Source organism: Acinetobacter baylyi DSM 14961 = CIP 107474, assembly GCF_000368685.1.
Lineage (GTDB): Bacteria > Pseudomonadota > Gammaproteobacteria > Pseudomonadales > Moraxellaceae > Acinetobacter > Acinetobacter baylyi.
In genome coordinates, this window is record NZ_KB849626.1 from 139349 (window position 1) to 155944 (window position 16596).

General features: G+C 40.0%; 15 protein-coding genes and 1 pseudogene. 15 read left to right on the forward strand and 1 reads right to left on the reverse strand.

What is annotated here, in order from left to right:
- Positions 1 to 411 precede the first annotated feature (411 nt).
- The 11 genes and pseudogenes from prfB (at position 412) to F952_RS05000 (ending at position 10595) form a co-directional block, all read left to right on the forward strand.
- Positions 412 to 1507 (forward strand): peptide chain release factor 2 gene (gene prfB, locus F952_RS04955; RefSeq protein ID WP_100222846.1). Its coding sequence is split into 2 segments (ribosomal slippage): positions 412 to 483 and positions 485 to 1507, totalling 1095 coding nucleotides; the frame shifts between segments, so codons are not numbered across the junction.
- 151 nt (positions 1508 to 1658) lie between these two features.
- Complete coding sequence (locus tag F952_RS04960; protein ID WP_004923380.1) at positions 1659 to 1958, forward strand: ArsR/SmtB family transcription factor; 300 nt, start codon at positions 1659 to 1661, stop codon at positions 1956 to 1958.
- Between the two features lie 21 nt (positions 1959 to 1979).
- Positions 1980 to 3050: an alkene reductase gene (locus F952_RS04965; RefSeq protein ID WP_004923383.1), complete on the forward strand. Its 1071-nt coding sequence runs from the start codon at positions 1980 to 1982 to the stop codon at positions 3048 to 3050.
- A gap of 562 nt (positions 3051 to 3612) precedes the next feature.
- On the forward strand, positions 3613 to 4032 hold the full coding sequence (locus F952_RS04970; RefSeq protein ID WP_004923387.1) for a RidA family protein: 420 nt from the start codon (positions 3613 to 3615) through the stop codon (positions 4030 to 4032).
- Positions 4033 to 4046: 14 nt separating this feature from the next.
- A complete protein-coding gene (locus F952_RS04975; RefSeq protein WP_004923390.1) occupies positions 4047 to 4718 on the forward strand; it encodes a DUF1028 domain-containing protein in 672 nt (223 codons plus the stop codon).
- Positions 4719 to 4754: 36 nt separating this feature from the next.
- Positions 4755 to 5741: a LysR family transcriptional regulator gene (locus tag F952_RS04980; protein ID WP_004923393.1), complete on the forward strand. Its 987-nt coding sequence runs from the start codon at positions 4755 to 4757 to the stop codon at positions 5739 to 5741.
- Positions 5742 to 6881: an acetylornithine deacetylase gene (gene argE / locus F952_RS04985; protein ID WP_004923396.1), complete on the forward strand. Its 1140-nt coding sequence runs from the start codon at positions 5742 to 5744 to the stop codon at positions 6879 to 6881.
- A 314-nt stretch (positions 6882 to 7195) separates the two neighbouring features.
- A pseudogene (locus F952_RS17250) lies at positions 7196 to 7792 on the forward strand (amino acid ABC transporter permease); the annotation flags it as partial.
- A 144-nt stretch (positions 7793 to 7936) separates the two neighbouring features.
- Positions 7937 to 8659 carry an amino acid ABC transporter ATP-binding protein gene (locus tag F952_RS17255; protein ID WP_227499444.1) on the forward strand — a complete coding sequence of 241 codons (723 nt, stop codon included), beginning with the start codon at positions 7937 to 7939 and terminating at the stop codon, positions 8657 to 8659.
- A gap of 194 nt (positions 8660 to 8853) precedes the next feature.
- On the forward strand, positions 8854 to 9699 hold the full coding sequence (locus tag F952_RS04995; protein ID WP_004923401.1) for an ABC transporter substrate-binding protein: 846 nt from the start codon (positions 8854 to 8856) through the stop codon (positions 9697 to 9699).
- 26 nt (positions 9700 to 9725) lie between these two features.
- Positions 9726 to 10595, forward strand: coding sequence for a phytanoyl-CoA dioxygenase family protein (locus F952_RS05000; protein WP_004923404.1), 870 nt, complete (start codon positions 9726 to 9728; stop codon positions 10593 to 10595).
- A gap of 77 nt (positions 10596 to 10672) precedes the next feature.
- Here the strand turns inward: F952_RS05000 and F952_RS05005 are convergent, their stop codons facing one another.
- On the reverse strand, positions 10673 to 11398 hold the full coding sequence (locus F952_RS05005; RefSeq protein WP_004923407.1) for a class II aldolase and adducin N-terminal domain-containing protein: 726 nt from the start codon (positions 11396 to 11398) through the stop codon (positions 10673 to 10675).
- Between the two features lie 164 nt (positions 11399 to 11562).
- On the opposite strand from F952_RS05005, the gene F952_RS05010 reads away from it, so the two are divergent.
- The 4 genes from F952_RS05010 to F952_RS05025 all read left to right on the forward strand — a co-directional run bounded on the left by F952_RS05010 (position 11563) and on the right by F952_RS05025 (position 16436).
- Positions 11563 to 12426 carry an ABC transporter substrate-binding protein gene (locus F952_RS05010; RefSeq protein ID WP_004923409.1) on the forward strand — a complete coding sequence of 288 codons (864 nt, stop codon included), beginning with the start codon at positions 11563 to 11565 and terminating at the stop codon, positions 12424 to 12426.
- Between the two features lie 67 nt (positions 12427 to 12493).
- Positions 12494 to 13654: a hypothetical protein gene (locus F952_RS05015; protein WP_004923413.1), complete on the forward strand. Its 1161-nt coding sequence runs from the start codon at positions 12494 to 12496 to the stop codon at positions 13652 to 13654.
- 181 nt (positions 13655 to 13835) lie between these two features.
- Positions 13836 to 14633, forward strand: coding sequence for a phytanoyl-CoA dioxygenase family protein (locus F952_RS05020; RefSeq protein ID WP_004923416.1), 798 nt, complete (start codon positions 13836 to 13838; stop codon positions 14631 to 14633).
- 528 nt (positions 14634 to 15161) lie between these two features.
- Positions 15162 to 16436 carry a flavin-containing monooxygenase gene (locus F952_RS05025; protein WP_004923419.1) on the forward strand — a complete coding sequence of 425 codons (1275 nt, stop codon included), beginning with the start codon at positions 15162 to 15164 and terminating at the stop codon, positions 16434 to 16436.
- Positions 16437 to 16596: the final 160 nt, after the last annotated feature.

Below are 16596 nucleotides of genomic sequence, written 5' to 3' on the forward strand. Positions count from 1 at the left end.
GTTACAACTTTTAGTCTAGTGGAAAAAAACAGTGCGTCAATCTAGTCAACGTAACTGAACTGTAATAATGTAAGTAGGGTGTAATTATCATCATTTAATTCTTTGATAATTAAAAATAAATTATTAATGTTTTGTTTTATTAAAAGATAAGGCTTTTTGTGTACTTGTGCAGGATCGCACTAAAAATGAACAAATTTGTGAACAATTATAAGCTTGGTGATTTATCCTGAATTAAAAATATTAAAGTTGACTTAAGTTGTAAAAATTGGGTCTATGAATGAAATCAAACTCTAAAAAAACCTGTTTAATTATCAGAACAGCGTAGCGAAAATGTTCAGACTTTTCTCTCTAACAGACTGCTGTGTTAAACTATATGGCTACTTAATTTGAATGTAATTTGGGAATTTTGGCGTGGAAATTAATCCGTATCTAAACCAATTAAAAGATTTAACCGAACGTAGTCAAACACTACGGGGGTATCTTTGACTACGATCTGAAAAAAGAGCGTTTAGAAGAAGTTTTACGTGAACTTGAAGATCCTGCGATCTGGAATGATCAGAGTCGTGCACAAGCCATGGCCAAAGAAAAAGGCGAGCTTGAAAACGTACTGAATGTGCTAGATAACCTTGCTGAACAGTTAGAAGATGCCAAGGCGATGCTGGATCTGGCGGTCGAAGCCGATGATGAAAGTTTACTGGTTGATGTGGAATCAGAACTTGCAACGGCTGAGGACGAACTCGCCAAGCTTGAATTCCGTCGTATGTTTAGTAATCCGATGGATCCAAATCCGTGTTATGTGGAAATTCAGGCGGGTTCAGGTGGAACAGAGGCTCAGGATTGGGCTTCTATGTTGCTGCGTATGTACATGCGCTGGATTGAGCGTCACGGCTTTAAAGCTGAATTGATGGAAGAGTCTGATGGTGATGTTGCAGGCATTAAATCAGCAACGATTCGTGTAGAAGGTGAGTACGCATATGGCTGGTTACGTACCGAGTCGGGTGTACATCGTCTCGTTCGAAAATCTCCTTTTGACAGTGGTAACCGTCGTCATACCTCGTTTAGTGCGGTGTTTGTTTCGCCAGAAATTGATGACAACATTGAAATTGAGATCAATCCTGCGGATGTGCGTACCGACACCTATCGTGCTTCTGGAGCCGGTGGTCAGCATATTAACAAAACCGATTCGGCTGTGCGTTTGACGCATGCGCCAACAGGTATTGTTGTTGCATGTCAAAACCAGCGTTCACAACATGCCAACCGTGATCATGCATGGAAACAGTTACGTGCCAAGTTGTATGAACTGGAAATGAGTAAGCGTAATGAAGCTGCTCAGGCACTTGAAGATTCCAAATCGGACATCGGTTGGGGTAGCCAGATCCGCTCGTACGTACTGGATGATTCTCGTATTAAAGATTTGCGTACAGGTGTCGAAAACTCAAATACAGGTGCTGTTCTGGATGGTGATTTGGATAAATTTATCGAAGCCAGCTTGAAACAGGGTCTCTAATTGTGAACGTTAGCAAAGCATATTTACGTCTGCTTACACTATATCTATAAAAATCGATATTAATATTGTAAAAAGAGAATATTAATATCGAAAAAAAACGATATTATAGAGCTATGATGTTGAACAATGCTTTGCTGCTTGAGCTTTGCTTATGGATATAGATGCAATTTTTAAAGCCCTTGCAAATCCGACACGTCGTCAGATTTTAGAATGGCTTAAACATCCATCAGATTATTTATCTGCAGAAGAATGTGGATATTTTGAGCGTGGTGTATGTGCTGGACAGATTGAACGTTTAGGCAAGGTGTCGCAATCGACTATGTCTAATCATTTATCTGTGCTACAGCAAGCAGGACTAATTAACGTAGAAAAATATGGGCAATGGTCATATTTTTCACGTAATGAAGCATTGATTCAGCAATATCTTAATCATTTAAAAGAAACGCTATAACACGCGTAAGCTGAGGCGATAATGGCTGAATTAAGTTCTCCTTTGAAAATAGGCGCTTTTGAAATTAAAAATCGTCTTGTGATGGCGCCACTAACACGTTCTCGTAGTGGTGAGGATCGGATTCCAAATGATTTAATGTTGGAATATTACCAGCAAAGAGCTGGTGCAGGTCTGATTTTGACTGAAGCGACTGTGATTTCACCTAAAGCGGTTGGTTATGAAGATACCCCAGGCTTATGGTCGGAAGAACAGGCAAGCGCGTGGCATCCGATTGTTGATGCCGTACATCAAAAAGGTGCCAAAATCGTGGTTCAGCTGTGGCATGTAGGGCGCATTTCCGATCCTCAACTTTTGGGTGGTGATATACCTGTTGCACCAAGTGCGATCCAGCCAGAGGGACACGTCAGCCTACTACGTCCAAAGCGTCCTTTTGTAACGCCACGTGCTTTATCGATTGAAGAAATTCATGAAATTGTGGCGCAATATCAGCATGCTGCAGAGTTGGCAAAAGTGGCAGGCTTTGATGGTGTAGAGCTACATGCAGCAAATGGTTATTTAATTGATCAGTTTTTACAGTCGGGTACCAATCAGCGTAGTGATGAATACGGTGGCTCACTTGAAAATCGAGCACGATTACTATTACAGGTGGTCGATGCATTTATTGACGTCTGGGGTGCAGGGCGTGTTGGTGTACATATAGCGCCTCGCGGTGACTCACACGATATGAGTGATGCCAATCCGCTCGAAACCTTTGGTTATGTCATGCGTCAGCTCAGTGAACGTCACATTGCATTTGTATTCTCGCGTGAATATGAAGCTGCGGATAGTATTAGCCTACAACTACGTCAAAAATTTAATGGCGTATGGATTGCCAATGAAAATCTGAGCGCTGAATCTGCCAAACGTATTTTGGCACAGGGTGATGCCGATGCTGTCTCATTTGGGAAGGCTGCAATTGCCAATCCTGATTTGTATGAGCGTCTGATTCATAATGCACCACTCAATAGCGTAAATCCTGACACACTTTATGCCAAAGGTGCAGAAGGTTATACCGATTATCCAACTTCACAAGAAAGTGCTCTCGAAGCCTAAGACTAAAAATCTAATTGAAGGCAGCATATATTTGTAACTAAGAAATATTTTATAATCTATGCTGCTTTTTACCATCACTACACAATTATAATGAATGTGAAAAATGCTCAATTAAATGCTCTTGCATGATTTATGTATTCCCTTCGAAATCTATGGATTGTTGCTCCTGCATATATTACGAGATGTCTTAACCCGTAATAACGATATTCCATTATGAATCAGTTTGTCTCGATAGACATTAAGCAACTGACTGACTGCTTTTTGCTGTAGCAATGTATTCGCATGGATTAAATACTTAATTAAAGCATTGAGTTTTAGGTTTTAAGATTTGACTAAAATAATTCTCACGGCGAAGGCATTTTCTGCTGTAGCAGCATCGACATAGTTACGAATATTGCACACCTTTAGCCCATGCCAATGATGTGATATCAAATGAAATAATTCGAAAAATTTTTTGATTTGATTAATACGGAAAATTTGAATCACTAACAAGGAAAACGAAAATTGCCTTTATAGGTGAATCGTAGATACTCATTTTATTATTTAACGGGAAATACATGTGATGAAACATACACGCATTCGTACATTCAATACTAAAGAAACGTATCCAGAACAGAAACTTGATAATGATTTGTGTCAGGCTGTGGTTGCACGTGGTAGTACCGTTTTCTTGCGTGGGCAAATTGGTCAGAATCTGGATACTTCTGAAAGTGTATGCATTGGTGATGTTCGTGGTCAGGCAGAACAAGCCATGTATAACATTGATATGTTACTCAAAGAGGCGGGTGGAGAGCTTGAAGATATATGTAAGATCACGATTTATATCGTTGATCCACGTTATCGTGAAGAGGTTTATCTGGTTGTAGGGAGATGGCTTAAAGGTGTTTTTCCTGTATCTACGGGTATTGTGGTTTCTGCTTTGGCACGACCAGAATGGCTCGTCGAGATTGATGCGATTGCAGTCATTCCCGATACACCTTAATCAGGAGCATGCCGATGACTTTTTCAATTATTGCGCGATGTAAGAAAACTGGACAGTTTGGTGGGGCTATTTCATCTTCCTCTCCAGCCGTTGCTGCGCGGTGTTTACAAGCCAAAGCAGGTATTGGCGTAGCCGCAAGTCAGAATATTACCGATCCCTATTTGGCAAATATTTTGCTTGATATGATCAAATATGACATAACGCCCACTGATGCGATATCAGAATTGGTCAAAAATACTGATTTTATTGAATATCGGCAGTTGGCATTAGTCAATCTCAATGATCCGCCTGCTATATTTAGTGGTCAGCATGTTTTGGGCGTGGCCTCGCAGTGTATTGGTGAGCATGCGGTCTGTGCGGGTAATTTGTTAGAAAACACAACGGTTCCTCAACAAATGCTGGATGCATTTCAAATGGCAGAAGGAAGTCTGGCGGAACGTCTACTGATCGCACTTCAACAGGGTTTAAAGGCAGGTGGTGAGGCAGGTCCAGTTCGTTCGGCTGGAATACTGGTTGTTGATAAACTGGAATGGCCGATCATCGACTTACGCGTGGACTGGTCTGAGACACCCATAGATGACTTATATGAATTATGGAAAGTATATGAGCCACAAGTGGAGGATTATGTTATTCGGGCACTGAATCCAAGCGACTCTCCGAGCTATGCTGTTCCAGGCGATGAATGATACATTGATGGTGTTCACTGATAAGGTTTAAAACACGTGCTAAATCGTATTTCATTGCGTCAAATACAATATTTTGTTGCCACTGCTGAAAGTGGCAGCATTATCATTGCCTCTGAAAAAATTCATGTTTCTTCTCCTTCCATTTCAGCCGCGATTGCGCATATAGAATCAGAACTTCAGGCACAACTATTTATTCGCCAGCATGCCAAAGGGTTAATTTTGACCGATATTGGTGAAAAGGTGATGCAGGAGTGCAAGGTGCTTCTGAGTCAGGCAGATAATCTTTACGCACTGGTTGCAGACTTTTCTGGTTCAGTACGAGGGCCGTTGAAACTTGGTTGTTTTACAGCATTTGCGCCGATGATTCATGCTGAGGTCATTCAGGGATTTTGTAACTTATATAAAAATGTAACGCTGAATGTTTCTGAAGACGATCAAATGGTGCTGATGAATCGTTTAATCCGTAATGAACTGGATGTAGCGCTTACCTATGATTTAAATCTGGATGATGATTTGATTAACTTTGAATCACTGGCGATTTTACCGCCGCATGTTCTGGTCAGCGAATCCCACCCATTAGCACAGAACAGTGCTGTGACATTAGAGGAATTGACAGAACTGCCGATGGTGCTCTTAGACATGCCATATAGTAATGATTATTTTATTTCATTATTTAGAAAGTATAAATTAAGTCCCAAAGTCACTCATTCTTCCCGGCATGTCGATGTTGTTCGCTCTATGGTCGCGAATAATTTGGGCTACACCATTTTAAATGTAAGGCCAAAAAACAATTATTCATTAGATGGTAAGCGTTTGGTGCGGTTACGGATCGCGGGTTCACATCGTCCTATGCATATTGGCCTGGCAACTGCAAAAAATGCCACATTAAACACGGTGGCACAGGCATTTATTAGCCGCTGTCGTGCTTTTATTTCCAATCATTATATTTCAGGCATGACCGATGCCCATTTCTTTGACCCACATATTAAATCTCATGCACTCGATGTTCAGGAACCTGAGTAGATGAATAAGCAGATTAGAAGTTTAGCGTTATTGGAACGGTTGATTGCATTTGATACGACATCTTATAAAAGTAATATCGAACTGATTGATGATGTAAAGCAGATCTTTGAACAACATCAAATCTATGTGCAGCTTAACTTCAATCAGGACAGAACCAAAGCCAACTTATTTGCCAGTACAGGCCCAGAAAATGAAGCTGGCATTTTACTTTCAGGGCATTCTGATGTGGTTCCAGTAACTGGACAACAATGGGATACGCCTGCCTTTAATGCTGTGATTAAAGATGATCATGTGTATGGTCGTGGTACAGCAGATATGAAAGGTTTTTTGGCCTGTGCCATCAATGCAATGTTGGATGCTTCACAGTGTCAGCTGAAAAGACCATTACAGTTATGTATTTCTTATGATGAAGAAATTGGCTGTATTGGGGTAAGAGGAATTTTGGAACATTTATCCGAAAATTTAATACCTCCACTGGTGTGTGTCATCGGTGAGCCAACCATGATGCAGATGGCACTTGCCCATAAAGGTAAAACCGTTTATCAGGCTCGTTGCTGTGGTGAAGAGGGGCATTCTGCCTTGGCGCCACGTTTTGTCAACGCGATTCATGTCGCAGGTCACCTGATTCAATCCTTACAACAGACTCAGCAGTATATCGCGTTACAAGGCCAGCAGGATCAGGGTTACGACATCCCTTATACCACGATTCATGTGGGTAAAATTGCAGGTGGAACCGCTTTAAACATTGTTCCAAATCAATGCATTGTGGATTATGAAATTCGAAACTTGGCTGAGGACAGTAGTACCAACATTCAAAATTTGATCTTTGACAAAATCAGTGAAGAATATCAATCCCATATTGAAATCAAGCAAGTCAATGAATATCCAGGACTAAAAACATCACCGACTGTACAGGCGGTTGAGTTTATTCAGCAACTTCTTCCTGTTGATACGACACAGACCAATATTTCGTTTGGGACAGAAGGTGGGCTGTTTCAAAGTGCCATGAATTGTCCTGTGATTGTTTGTGGGCCAGGGGATATCGCGGTGGCTCACAAGCCAAATGAATATGTCTCACTGGCGCAGTTGCGACAATGTGAAATATTTTTAGAAAAATTAGTGACCACTATTACGGTCTAAATGATTAGCTCTGGATCATGCTGCCAGACAGCATGATCTTGCGGGACGCTCTATTTTCATCAATTCATTGTACAAATGTCTTCATTTGAATATATCGGCACGATTTTATTTTTTCTAGGATAAGAAACGCGTATCCGCATTCGGTTGAGCCATCGCTTTAAATTTTTAATAGACTTACTTCACTTTTTCAAAATTACTTATTGTGCCAATTTCCGTTATAACAAAAGCATTAAATGAGCGTTTTAGTGTAGAGGTACCATATGGAGTTTGATTGGACATATACCTTAGGGTTACTGTTAAACAAAAATTTTTGGATGGCAACGTGGACAGTCATTGAGCTGAGTATTTTGGTCTGGCTCATTGGAATTCTATTGGGTTTTGTCTTGGCCTTTGCAAAGCAATCCAGCTTTAAGCCTCTTGCATGGATGAGCGGTACGTATATCTGGTTTTTTAGAAGTTTACCTTTATTGGTCTTGCTGGTTTTTGTCTATAACTTACCCCAAATTTTTCCTGCATCCAGCGTAGTTTTGGCATCTCCATTTTTAGCGGGTTTAATTGCGATGACTTTAAGTGAGGCCGCCTATATTGCAGAAATTCATCGTGGTGGTCTGACCTCAATTACCAAAGGCCAAATTGAAGCAGGCAAAGCGTTGGGGATGAAATCTCTGGGTATCCAGCGTTTTATTGTGATTCCTCAAGCATTTCGAGTGGCACTTCCTTCTTTAGCCAATGAATACGTATCGATTGTTAAACTGACTTCATTGGTTTCAGTGATTTCACTGACAGAGATTTTATTGGTTGGACAGCGTCTATATACGCAAAATTTTCTGGTACTTGAAACCATGCTGGCTGTTGCCTTCTATTACGTTTTAATTGTGACCGTGTTTGGTTGGTTAATTCAATGGTTCGAGCATAAAATTGATGTGACCAATCGAAAGCCAGGTTTGTTAAATGAACTTGATCCTTTAAATAAGCTACCGAATATTTCCAATGCATCAATTAGTGTTCGTAAAATAATCGTACCTGAACGTCAGGGTGAGTTTGCACTCGAAGCAATCAATATACATAAAGCATATGGCGACCATGAAGTACTCAAAGGGATTGATCTTAAAGTACGCTGGGGGGAAGTGATTTCGATTATTGGCCCATCCGGGTCAGGTAAAACCACCTTTATTCGTACACTGAATGGTCTGGAATCTTTAAATCGTGGAACGATTAATTTACTCGGTCAGCCGTTTCTTAAAGATGATGTGCTCACCGAAGACTCGCCTGAATATAAAAATCAGATTGTGCGTGTCGGAATGGTGTTTCAAAGCTTTAATTTATTTCCACATAAAACCATTCTGGAAAATGTCATGCTTGCCCCGAACTATCACAAAATGGGCAGTACCTTAGAAAATAAAGTCACGGCTTTGGCGATGCTAGATAAGGTGGGAATGAAACAACATGCTTATAAATATCCTCATCAACTCTCTGGCGGGCAACAACAGCGTGTTGCGATTGCACGTGCACTTGCGATGAAGCCATCGATTATTTTATTTGATGAGCCTACTTCTGCGCTAGATCCTGAGCTGGTCAATGAGGTGTTAAAAGTGATTGAGGAGCTGGCCCAGGAAGGCTTGACGATGATTATTGTGACGCATGAAATGAGTTTTGCTTTTAAAGTTTCAGATCGTGTCATGTTTATGGAAAATGGTCATGTCGTGGCTGAGGATACCCCAGAAGTCTTATTAAATTCATCAAATGAACGTTTAAAGCAGTTTATGCATAAAGTTTAGCTATTCTGCGATGTGACCACGGTTTTAGACTTATTTTCATATAAAGGCCATTTTTCTTGATGGCTTTTTTGATGTGTGCAGTCATCGATTGGATTAAGATTTTATTAAGAACTAGATCAGTAAATACAAATTATCAAACGCGAAAAATCACCTATATTGGATCTTAGGCGATTACATAACTCAGGTGAAAAGAGATGAAAATGAAAGGGGCATTTACAGTAAGTTTGCTGGTAAGTAGCTTGATGCTGACTGCGTGTTCTAAAGGCACAGAGCAAAGCCATACGACGACGCAAGACACTGCCAAAAAAACAACATTAAACGTAGGCTCGGATATGACCTTTCCGCCTTATGAATATTTGGAGGATGGAAAACCTAAAGGCGTTGATGTCGAAATTATGGCAAAAATAGCAGAAAGCGATGGCTCCTATCAACCGAACTGGATCGATACCCGTTGGGCGAATCTCATCCCTGGTCTGAAAGGTAAAAAGTTTGATGTGCTATTTTCTTCGATGTACATCACCAAAGAGCGTTTACAACAAATTGACATGATCCCCTATTATAAAACTGACATTGCATTGTTGGTTCGTGGTGATTCTACTTTAAATCCAAAAGGGCCTGATGATTTATGTGGAACTGTGGTTGGAACGATGAAAGGGACTGCTTTTGCAACACAACTACAGGAGATTTCGGAAAAACGTTGCGTGGCTAAAGGTAAAGCAGAAATTAAGGTCAGAGAATTTGAAAGCTCACCTCAAACCACACAATCTTTACTGGCTCATGCTGTTGATATTCAGTATGACGATGCAGCAGTAATGGCGAATGCGGTAAAAAATCTAGGCAGTAAAGTTAAAGTGACCTCAACTGAATCATTCTATCCAATTTTAGGTGGAATTGGTGTTCGCAAAGGTGACACTGAAACCTATAAAAAAATCGAAGATGGTTTAAATAAAATCAAGGCTTCTGGTGAGTATCACAAGATTCTGGCGGCACATGGCTTACAAGAGCCTACGGCAGATGATATTGCGAAATTAATGAAATAACATCTGATACGAAGAGGATAAATTCAATGCTAACTCAAGAACAAATCCAGCAATTTCATCAGAATGGTTATCTGGTCGTAGAAAATGTAATCCAGCAGGATGAATTGAACCAGTTGCGTCAACAACTGGAAGCTTGGGTTGAAGAAAGTTGTCAATATGATCAAGCTTGGGGAACAACCTTAGATGGTCGTTCAAGGTTCGATATCGATCCAGCAGATCATAGCCCTGAGCATCCCTCTTTGCGACGGGTCAGTTCACCGACAGAAATTTCTGAAGCATATTACAAAACGGCTCTGCAATCGAAAATGGCAGAAATGGCTGGACAACTTATTGGTGGAAATGGGACCAAATTTCACCACAGTAAAATTAACGCTAAATTGCCACATACGAGTACCACTGTAAAATGGCATCAAGATTTTCCTTTTACCCCACATACCAATGATGACATGATCACGGCGTTACTCATGGTGGGAGAGGTGACTCAAGATAATGGTCCTTTACAGGTGATTTCTGGAAGTCATCAAGGGCCTATCTACGATCATTGGCAGGATGGGCGTTTTACAGGAAAGGTCGAAGCAGAAATAGAGGCGCAGCAGTGTCAGAATTATGAATCTTGCATTGGTCCAGCAGGATCAGTCTGTTTTATGCATACACGATTATTGCATGCTTCTGGTGCTAACCTGACTGAGTTGCCGCGTTATTTATATATTGCAGTGTATGCGGCTGAAGATGCGATGCCATTATCTGATAATCCATTACCAAGTGAGCATGAAGGTTATCTGGTTTATGGTGATTTAAGTGGAACTGTTCGTATGACACCAAATCAGCTTAAGCTTCCACAAAAACCAAAAGGAGCCTCATTTTTTGTACAGCAAGCGGGTCTGGAAATGGGCTAAATAAAAAAATGCAAAGCATCCATCATCAAACCATAAGTTAAATCGAAGCGTGCTTCGATTTAACTATTTCTAAGCACTTAATCCATGAAACTCGGATCTTCTTTCATTAAAATAATTTTCATCTCTTCAAAATGTGCCAGAGAATAATCATCAATTTTTTCCCAGTCTTTTGCTGTTTTTTCAGCGATATCATCATCTAGAACACTGAGCTCTTGCCCTGTCGCATAAGCATTGACTAGGAGTTGACTGGCACGCTCTATGGTATACATATCATCAAAAGCAATGCCGATCTTATGTGAACTGACAATCACACCATGATTTCCCATCAGTAAACGATTTTTGTCTTGGAGGAGTTGAGCCAAACGTTGACCTTCGGCGCGCTGGTCGGCCATACCCGAATAATTAAAATCATAAGCTACGCGTTGGAAATAGCGCGCACTATTTTGGTCTATGGGTAAAATTTCAGGATTCTTTAAACACGAAAGTGTGGTGGTATAAATAGGGTGTAAATGCATGACCACACGAATGTCTGGACGCATGCTATGAATCTGGCCGTGAATGGTCCATGCAGTTGAATCAATCTCACCCCGATTAAAACTTTGTGGATCATCTGCATCAACCAAAACCAGATCACTGGCTTTAATACGAGAAAAATGCATCCATTTGGGATTGAGAAGAAACTTTTTTCCATCCTCTGAAACTGCCGCACTAAAGTGATTGGCAACACCTTCATGTAAACCCAGTTTTGCACATGCACGGAAGGCCGCTGCTAAGTCTATTCGGATTTGTTGTTCATTTAACATTGGTTCATCTCATGATTGATTTAGATGAAAGTCTATGACTTTTTACTTGAGTTTTTGCATCGCATTTTTTGGAGTAATGACTAGGAATTTCAAAATTACTTTCTGAAAAAATCTCACGTATAACTCATCCTAAGCGGATTAAATTTTTATTACTGGAGTTAAGCGTGAGAGTAAATCCAACGGTCAAACGATTAATCATCGGTGCTTGTGTGATATCAAGCTTAGTTGCCTGTAGTCAGAGTGAAAATCATAAAGACATGACCTCCAAAGGAGATACATCACCACAGGCTTCTGGAACAACCTACCACATTGGTAGCGATATTACCTTTCCACCATTTGAATATATGGAAAATGATCAGCCCGCTGGTTTTGATATCGATATTGCACATAAAATTTTTGAGAAAACGGGCGATCAAATTAAGTTTGTAGATACACGTTTTTCCAATTTGATTACAGGACTTGAAGCCAAAAAATTTGATCTGGTTTTTTCGGGTCTTTATATCACGCCTGAACGTATGAAAAAAGTCGACATGGTGCCGTACTACATGACACGTGAAGCATTGCTGTCTTTAGTGGGTTCAACCTATCAACCTAAAGTACGAGATGAATTATGTGGTAAAACGATTTCCTCACAAAAAGGTTCGATTTTTCCTCAACAACTCCATCAAATCTCAGATGAAAGCTGCGTTGCCAAAGGTAAGCCACCGATTACTGTTAGAGAGTTTGAAACCTCTCCACAGGCGGTTCAGGCATTACTGGCTAAAGCAGTTGATGCACATTATGACGATCTCAGTGTCGCTAAAAGCACCGTAGACAAGCTCAAAGGACGTGTTGCCATTAGTTCGACAGATACTTTCTTTCCTGTTCTTGGTGGTATTGCTGTGCGTAAAGGAGATACTCCAATGTACAACAAACTTAAACAGGGCCTCGAAGAAATGAAAAAATCTGGTGAATATGCGGCCTTGATCGAGAAGTATAACTTACAACCACTTACAGATGCAGACATTGAGAAATATATGCCGAAGTAATTCAGCATTGACAGCGCTCAATTCAATATTTGTATTTCATACATCATCACGTTTCATGGGGAAAACAATGTTAAAGAAAACGTTATTGTGTACAGCATTAAGCATGACATTCTGTATGTCCGTAAATGCAGCAGATTTAAGTGTGGGTGATCCTAAATCTGATCTGGGTGAATTGTCTGTATCAGGATTTTTAAGAGCAAAATATCAGGATAAAGACTGGTCTTCAAACGATCATAAATTGACGTTTGATGCGGCACGTATCAATTTAGATTATGCCTCACCCCATATTTTTGGTCATGTCGAATATCGCTGTTATCAATTTTCCAAGTTGTGTGATTTCGCGCCTCTGGTCGATAGCTATGTCGGCTATAAGTTTAACGAAAACAATCAGGTTCAGGTCGGCCTGCAAACGGTTCCTTTTGGACCAGCACGATTTTGGGAAAGTAACAACTACGGCGGTGTTGTTACACAAATTGGTTTAGAAGATGTGCATAACTTAGGCGCCAGCTATAAGTTTAAAGCGACGCCATCGACGACACTTGATTTGGCGTACTTCAATCGTGATGGTGGTAGTTATCATGGTAGTAGCAAGGATTCAAGCCGTTATACATCCAACTATGTACAACCCGAAGATAGCAGTCAGACTTACTTACAAGAAAAAAATATGTGGGTAGGCCGTATTAGTCAGGACTTGCCATTGCATGATCAACACTGGAAAAGCTCAGTGGGCGCCTCCTACTGGACGTCTGATATTGAAAATAAAACCAATGGGCTAGAGGGTAGTCGTAAGGCTTGGTCTGTATTTACATCGATTAGTTATGACCAGTTGGCTTTAAGTTTAGTGGGTGGACAAAACAAGATTGATAATAAAGATCCGATAAATCCTAATATTTCTGTAATGGGCTCATTTGATGACAATTATCTGGTGGCGAATAAAGGTAATTTTTATACCGCAGACCTGAGTTATAAATTTAAGCATGTGGGCAAATTGGATGCCATCACCTTGTATGGAATGTATAGTAAATATCAGAAATCAGTATCGGAATTTAAAGACTCTGAACGTAATATTCTGGGGATGGCGATAGATTATAAGAAATTGACGTTTATTACCGAATATATCATGGGTAAAAATGACTTCCTAATTGGTGGTACAGATCAATCCTATGCGGCTGGTGATACAACTGGAAGAAATAATCTTCTGAATTTACAAATGATTTATCATTTCTAAATCTCCTAAACTGTTCCATCTTTTGCATTAAGTCTACCGCGGGCTTAATGCATGACTTCAAAACAGATCTAGCTTTTATTTTAAATGTATTGATTGATCTGCTTACTTTTTTAATTCCTGAATGGGGAAAAAGTTTACCGCATTAAAGATATTTAAAATTTAAGCGTTGGAGTAAGAAAATATGCTACAGACTGAACAAGAAATGTTTTCACGTGATGGTGTGACCGTGATTCGTGGCTTATTTAAAGACTGGGTTGCACTTTTGCGCCGTGGTGTCGAGCTAAATGAGCAGCAACCTGGTCCAAGCTTTCGAGACTACACGCCTGATCAGCCAGAAAATCGTTTTTGGGCTGATTACTGCAATTGGCGACGAATTCAACCTTTTTACGAATTTGTCTATCAAAGTCCAGCAGGACAAATTGCAAAAAGTCTGATGCAATCTCGTGATGTCCGTCTATTTCATGAGCATGTACTGGTCAAAAGTCCAAATTCATCCAAAGTTACGCCATGGCATCATGATGCACCTTATTATCCTGTAAATGCTAAACAAACTTTAAGTCTGTGGATACCGCTTGATCCTATTTCCCGTGAATCCAGTATTGAGTTTGTTGCAGGGTCGCATCGCTGGAATAAACACTTTAAAGCTCAAAGTTTTAATGGACAATACTATGAACACTCAGGTATGCAGGAAGAGTCCTTACCCGATATTGACGGTCATCGAGAGCAGTACAATATTTTAGGTTGGGAACTTGAACCAGGTGATGCAATTGCATTTGATTATCTTACCATTCATGGTGCACCAGGTAATTTATCCAGTGAGTATGCCAGACGCGCCGTGTCGTTTCGTTGGTTGGGGGATGACGCGATTTATGTCAATCGGGGTGGCAAGACCTCACCTGAGTACCCGCATTTAAATACCATTTTAAAAACAGGCGACGCACTACCGATAGATGAATTTCCATTTATTCCCACATTATAAAAAAGCCTCATTCGCCTTATATAGCCAATCTTACTTTTTTTCGAGATTGGTTTTCTTATTTTAATTTTAAAATGCTTTATTTAAATTGTTTAAACAATACAGGCACTTGAATTAAAAAAATATCAAAACAAGCCATTAAATTTTTATAGAGATATTTTTGGTTTTAAATAAATTTTTTCTTAAGTTAATCAAGAAATATTGAATATTTGATCTGAGTGATTCCGTATAAATTTTTATGAAAAACTCGGTTCTTTATTCTGGTTATAAACATGGATCGGGTCGTGGTCATTAAAAAAGCGGGCGATAGAGAATCCCATCGCTTTGATTTTGATGAGATAGATTAATTCGTTTTTTTTGATTCAAGCGTTCTGCTTATATGATTTTCACTTTAGGCAGTAGCTCATTATATTGAAATCATCATAGTTAGTTTCTTGTACATTCAATCAATGTATTTGATGGAAGAATGAAGCTGCAATCAAAAAACAATACAAGGTAATTAAGAGAGCTATCTTGTAAAGGAACGCAAAGATGAAATTAGATAATATTCAAGTTGATACTGTCGTAGTTGGTGCAGGTCAAGCAGGCGTTGCCATGAGCGAGCATCTAACGGCATTAGGGATTTCCCACCTTGTGATTGAAAAAAATCGTATCGCAGAAGCGTGGAGAAGCAGACGCTGGGACTCATTGGTTGCAAATGGTCCATGCTGGCATGATCGTTTTCCAAATATGACCTTTGATGCCGATCAGGATAGTTTTGTGCATCATGACCAAGTTGCTGAATACTTTGAGAAATATGCAAAGCAATTTAATGCCCCTATTGAAACAGGGGTTGAAGTCACTAAAGCCTATAAAAATAAGAATAAAAAAGGATTCACTGTCGAAACCAGTCAAGGCGTGATTCAAACCCAGCGTATTGTGGTGGCAACAGGTGCTTTCCAAAAAGCAATTATTCCCTCAATTGCGCCAAAACAGCCTGATTTTTATCAAATTCATTCCGATCAATATCGCAATCCACAGGCGTTGCCAGAAGGCAATGTACTGGTCATCGGTTCAGGTTCTTCTGGTGTACAAATTGCAGATGAAATCAATCGTTCTGGTCGAAAAGTTTATCTATCGGTGGGACCTCACGAGCGTCCGCCACGTAGTTACCGTAATCGTGACAATGTCTGGTGGTTAGGGGTATTAGGCGGCTGGGATTATATGAAATCTGATAATAGTCCGCTAAAAGGTCTGGCCGTCAGTGGTGCTCGGGGAGGAGTCAATATTGATTTTCGGTTATTGGCAAATGAAGGAATTACGTTGTTGGGCATGACCCGATCTTTTGAAGGCGATAAAATTTATTTCCAAAATGATTTGCAAAAAAATTTAAAAGATGGCGATGAAACCCTACTTAAATTTTTAGACAGTGCTGATGAATATGTACGCCAAAATGAACTAAATTTACCTTTAGAACATCAGGTTCGTGAGATTCTTCCAGATCCATCATGTGTCACTGATCCTATTCTGGCGCTTGACCTGAAAGAAGCCAATATTACCACCGTGATTTGGGCATCGGGTTTTGGTCTGGATTATGACTGGCTACAAGTTAAAGCCTTCAATGATCAAGGTCGACCTGCGCATAAGCAAGGCATTTCTGATGAGCGTGGCGTTTACTTCTTGGGTTTACCTTATCTGACAGGTCGAGGTTCGAGCTTTATTTGGGGAGTCTGGTACGATGCAAAACATATTGCTGACCATATCCAAATTCAACGATCTTATCTGGATTACCAAACCGATAAAGATTCACTCGACCATAGTGCTTAATCATATAGATTAAGTTTAGCTATTGTGCATTGAAACCCAATTGTGAAATATCGTATTGAAATAACGGTTAGAGATTTCACGATTGGGGGATTAGTACAGCTATCAAAACAACAATCAGATGATAATAACAAATAGCGTTGTAAAGCATATCAGAGACTTT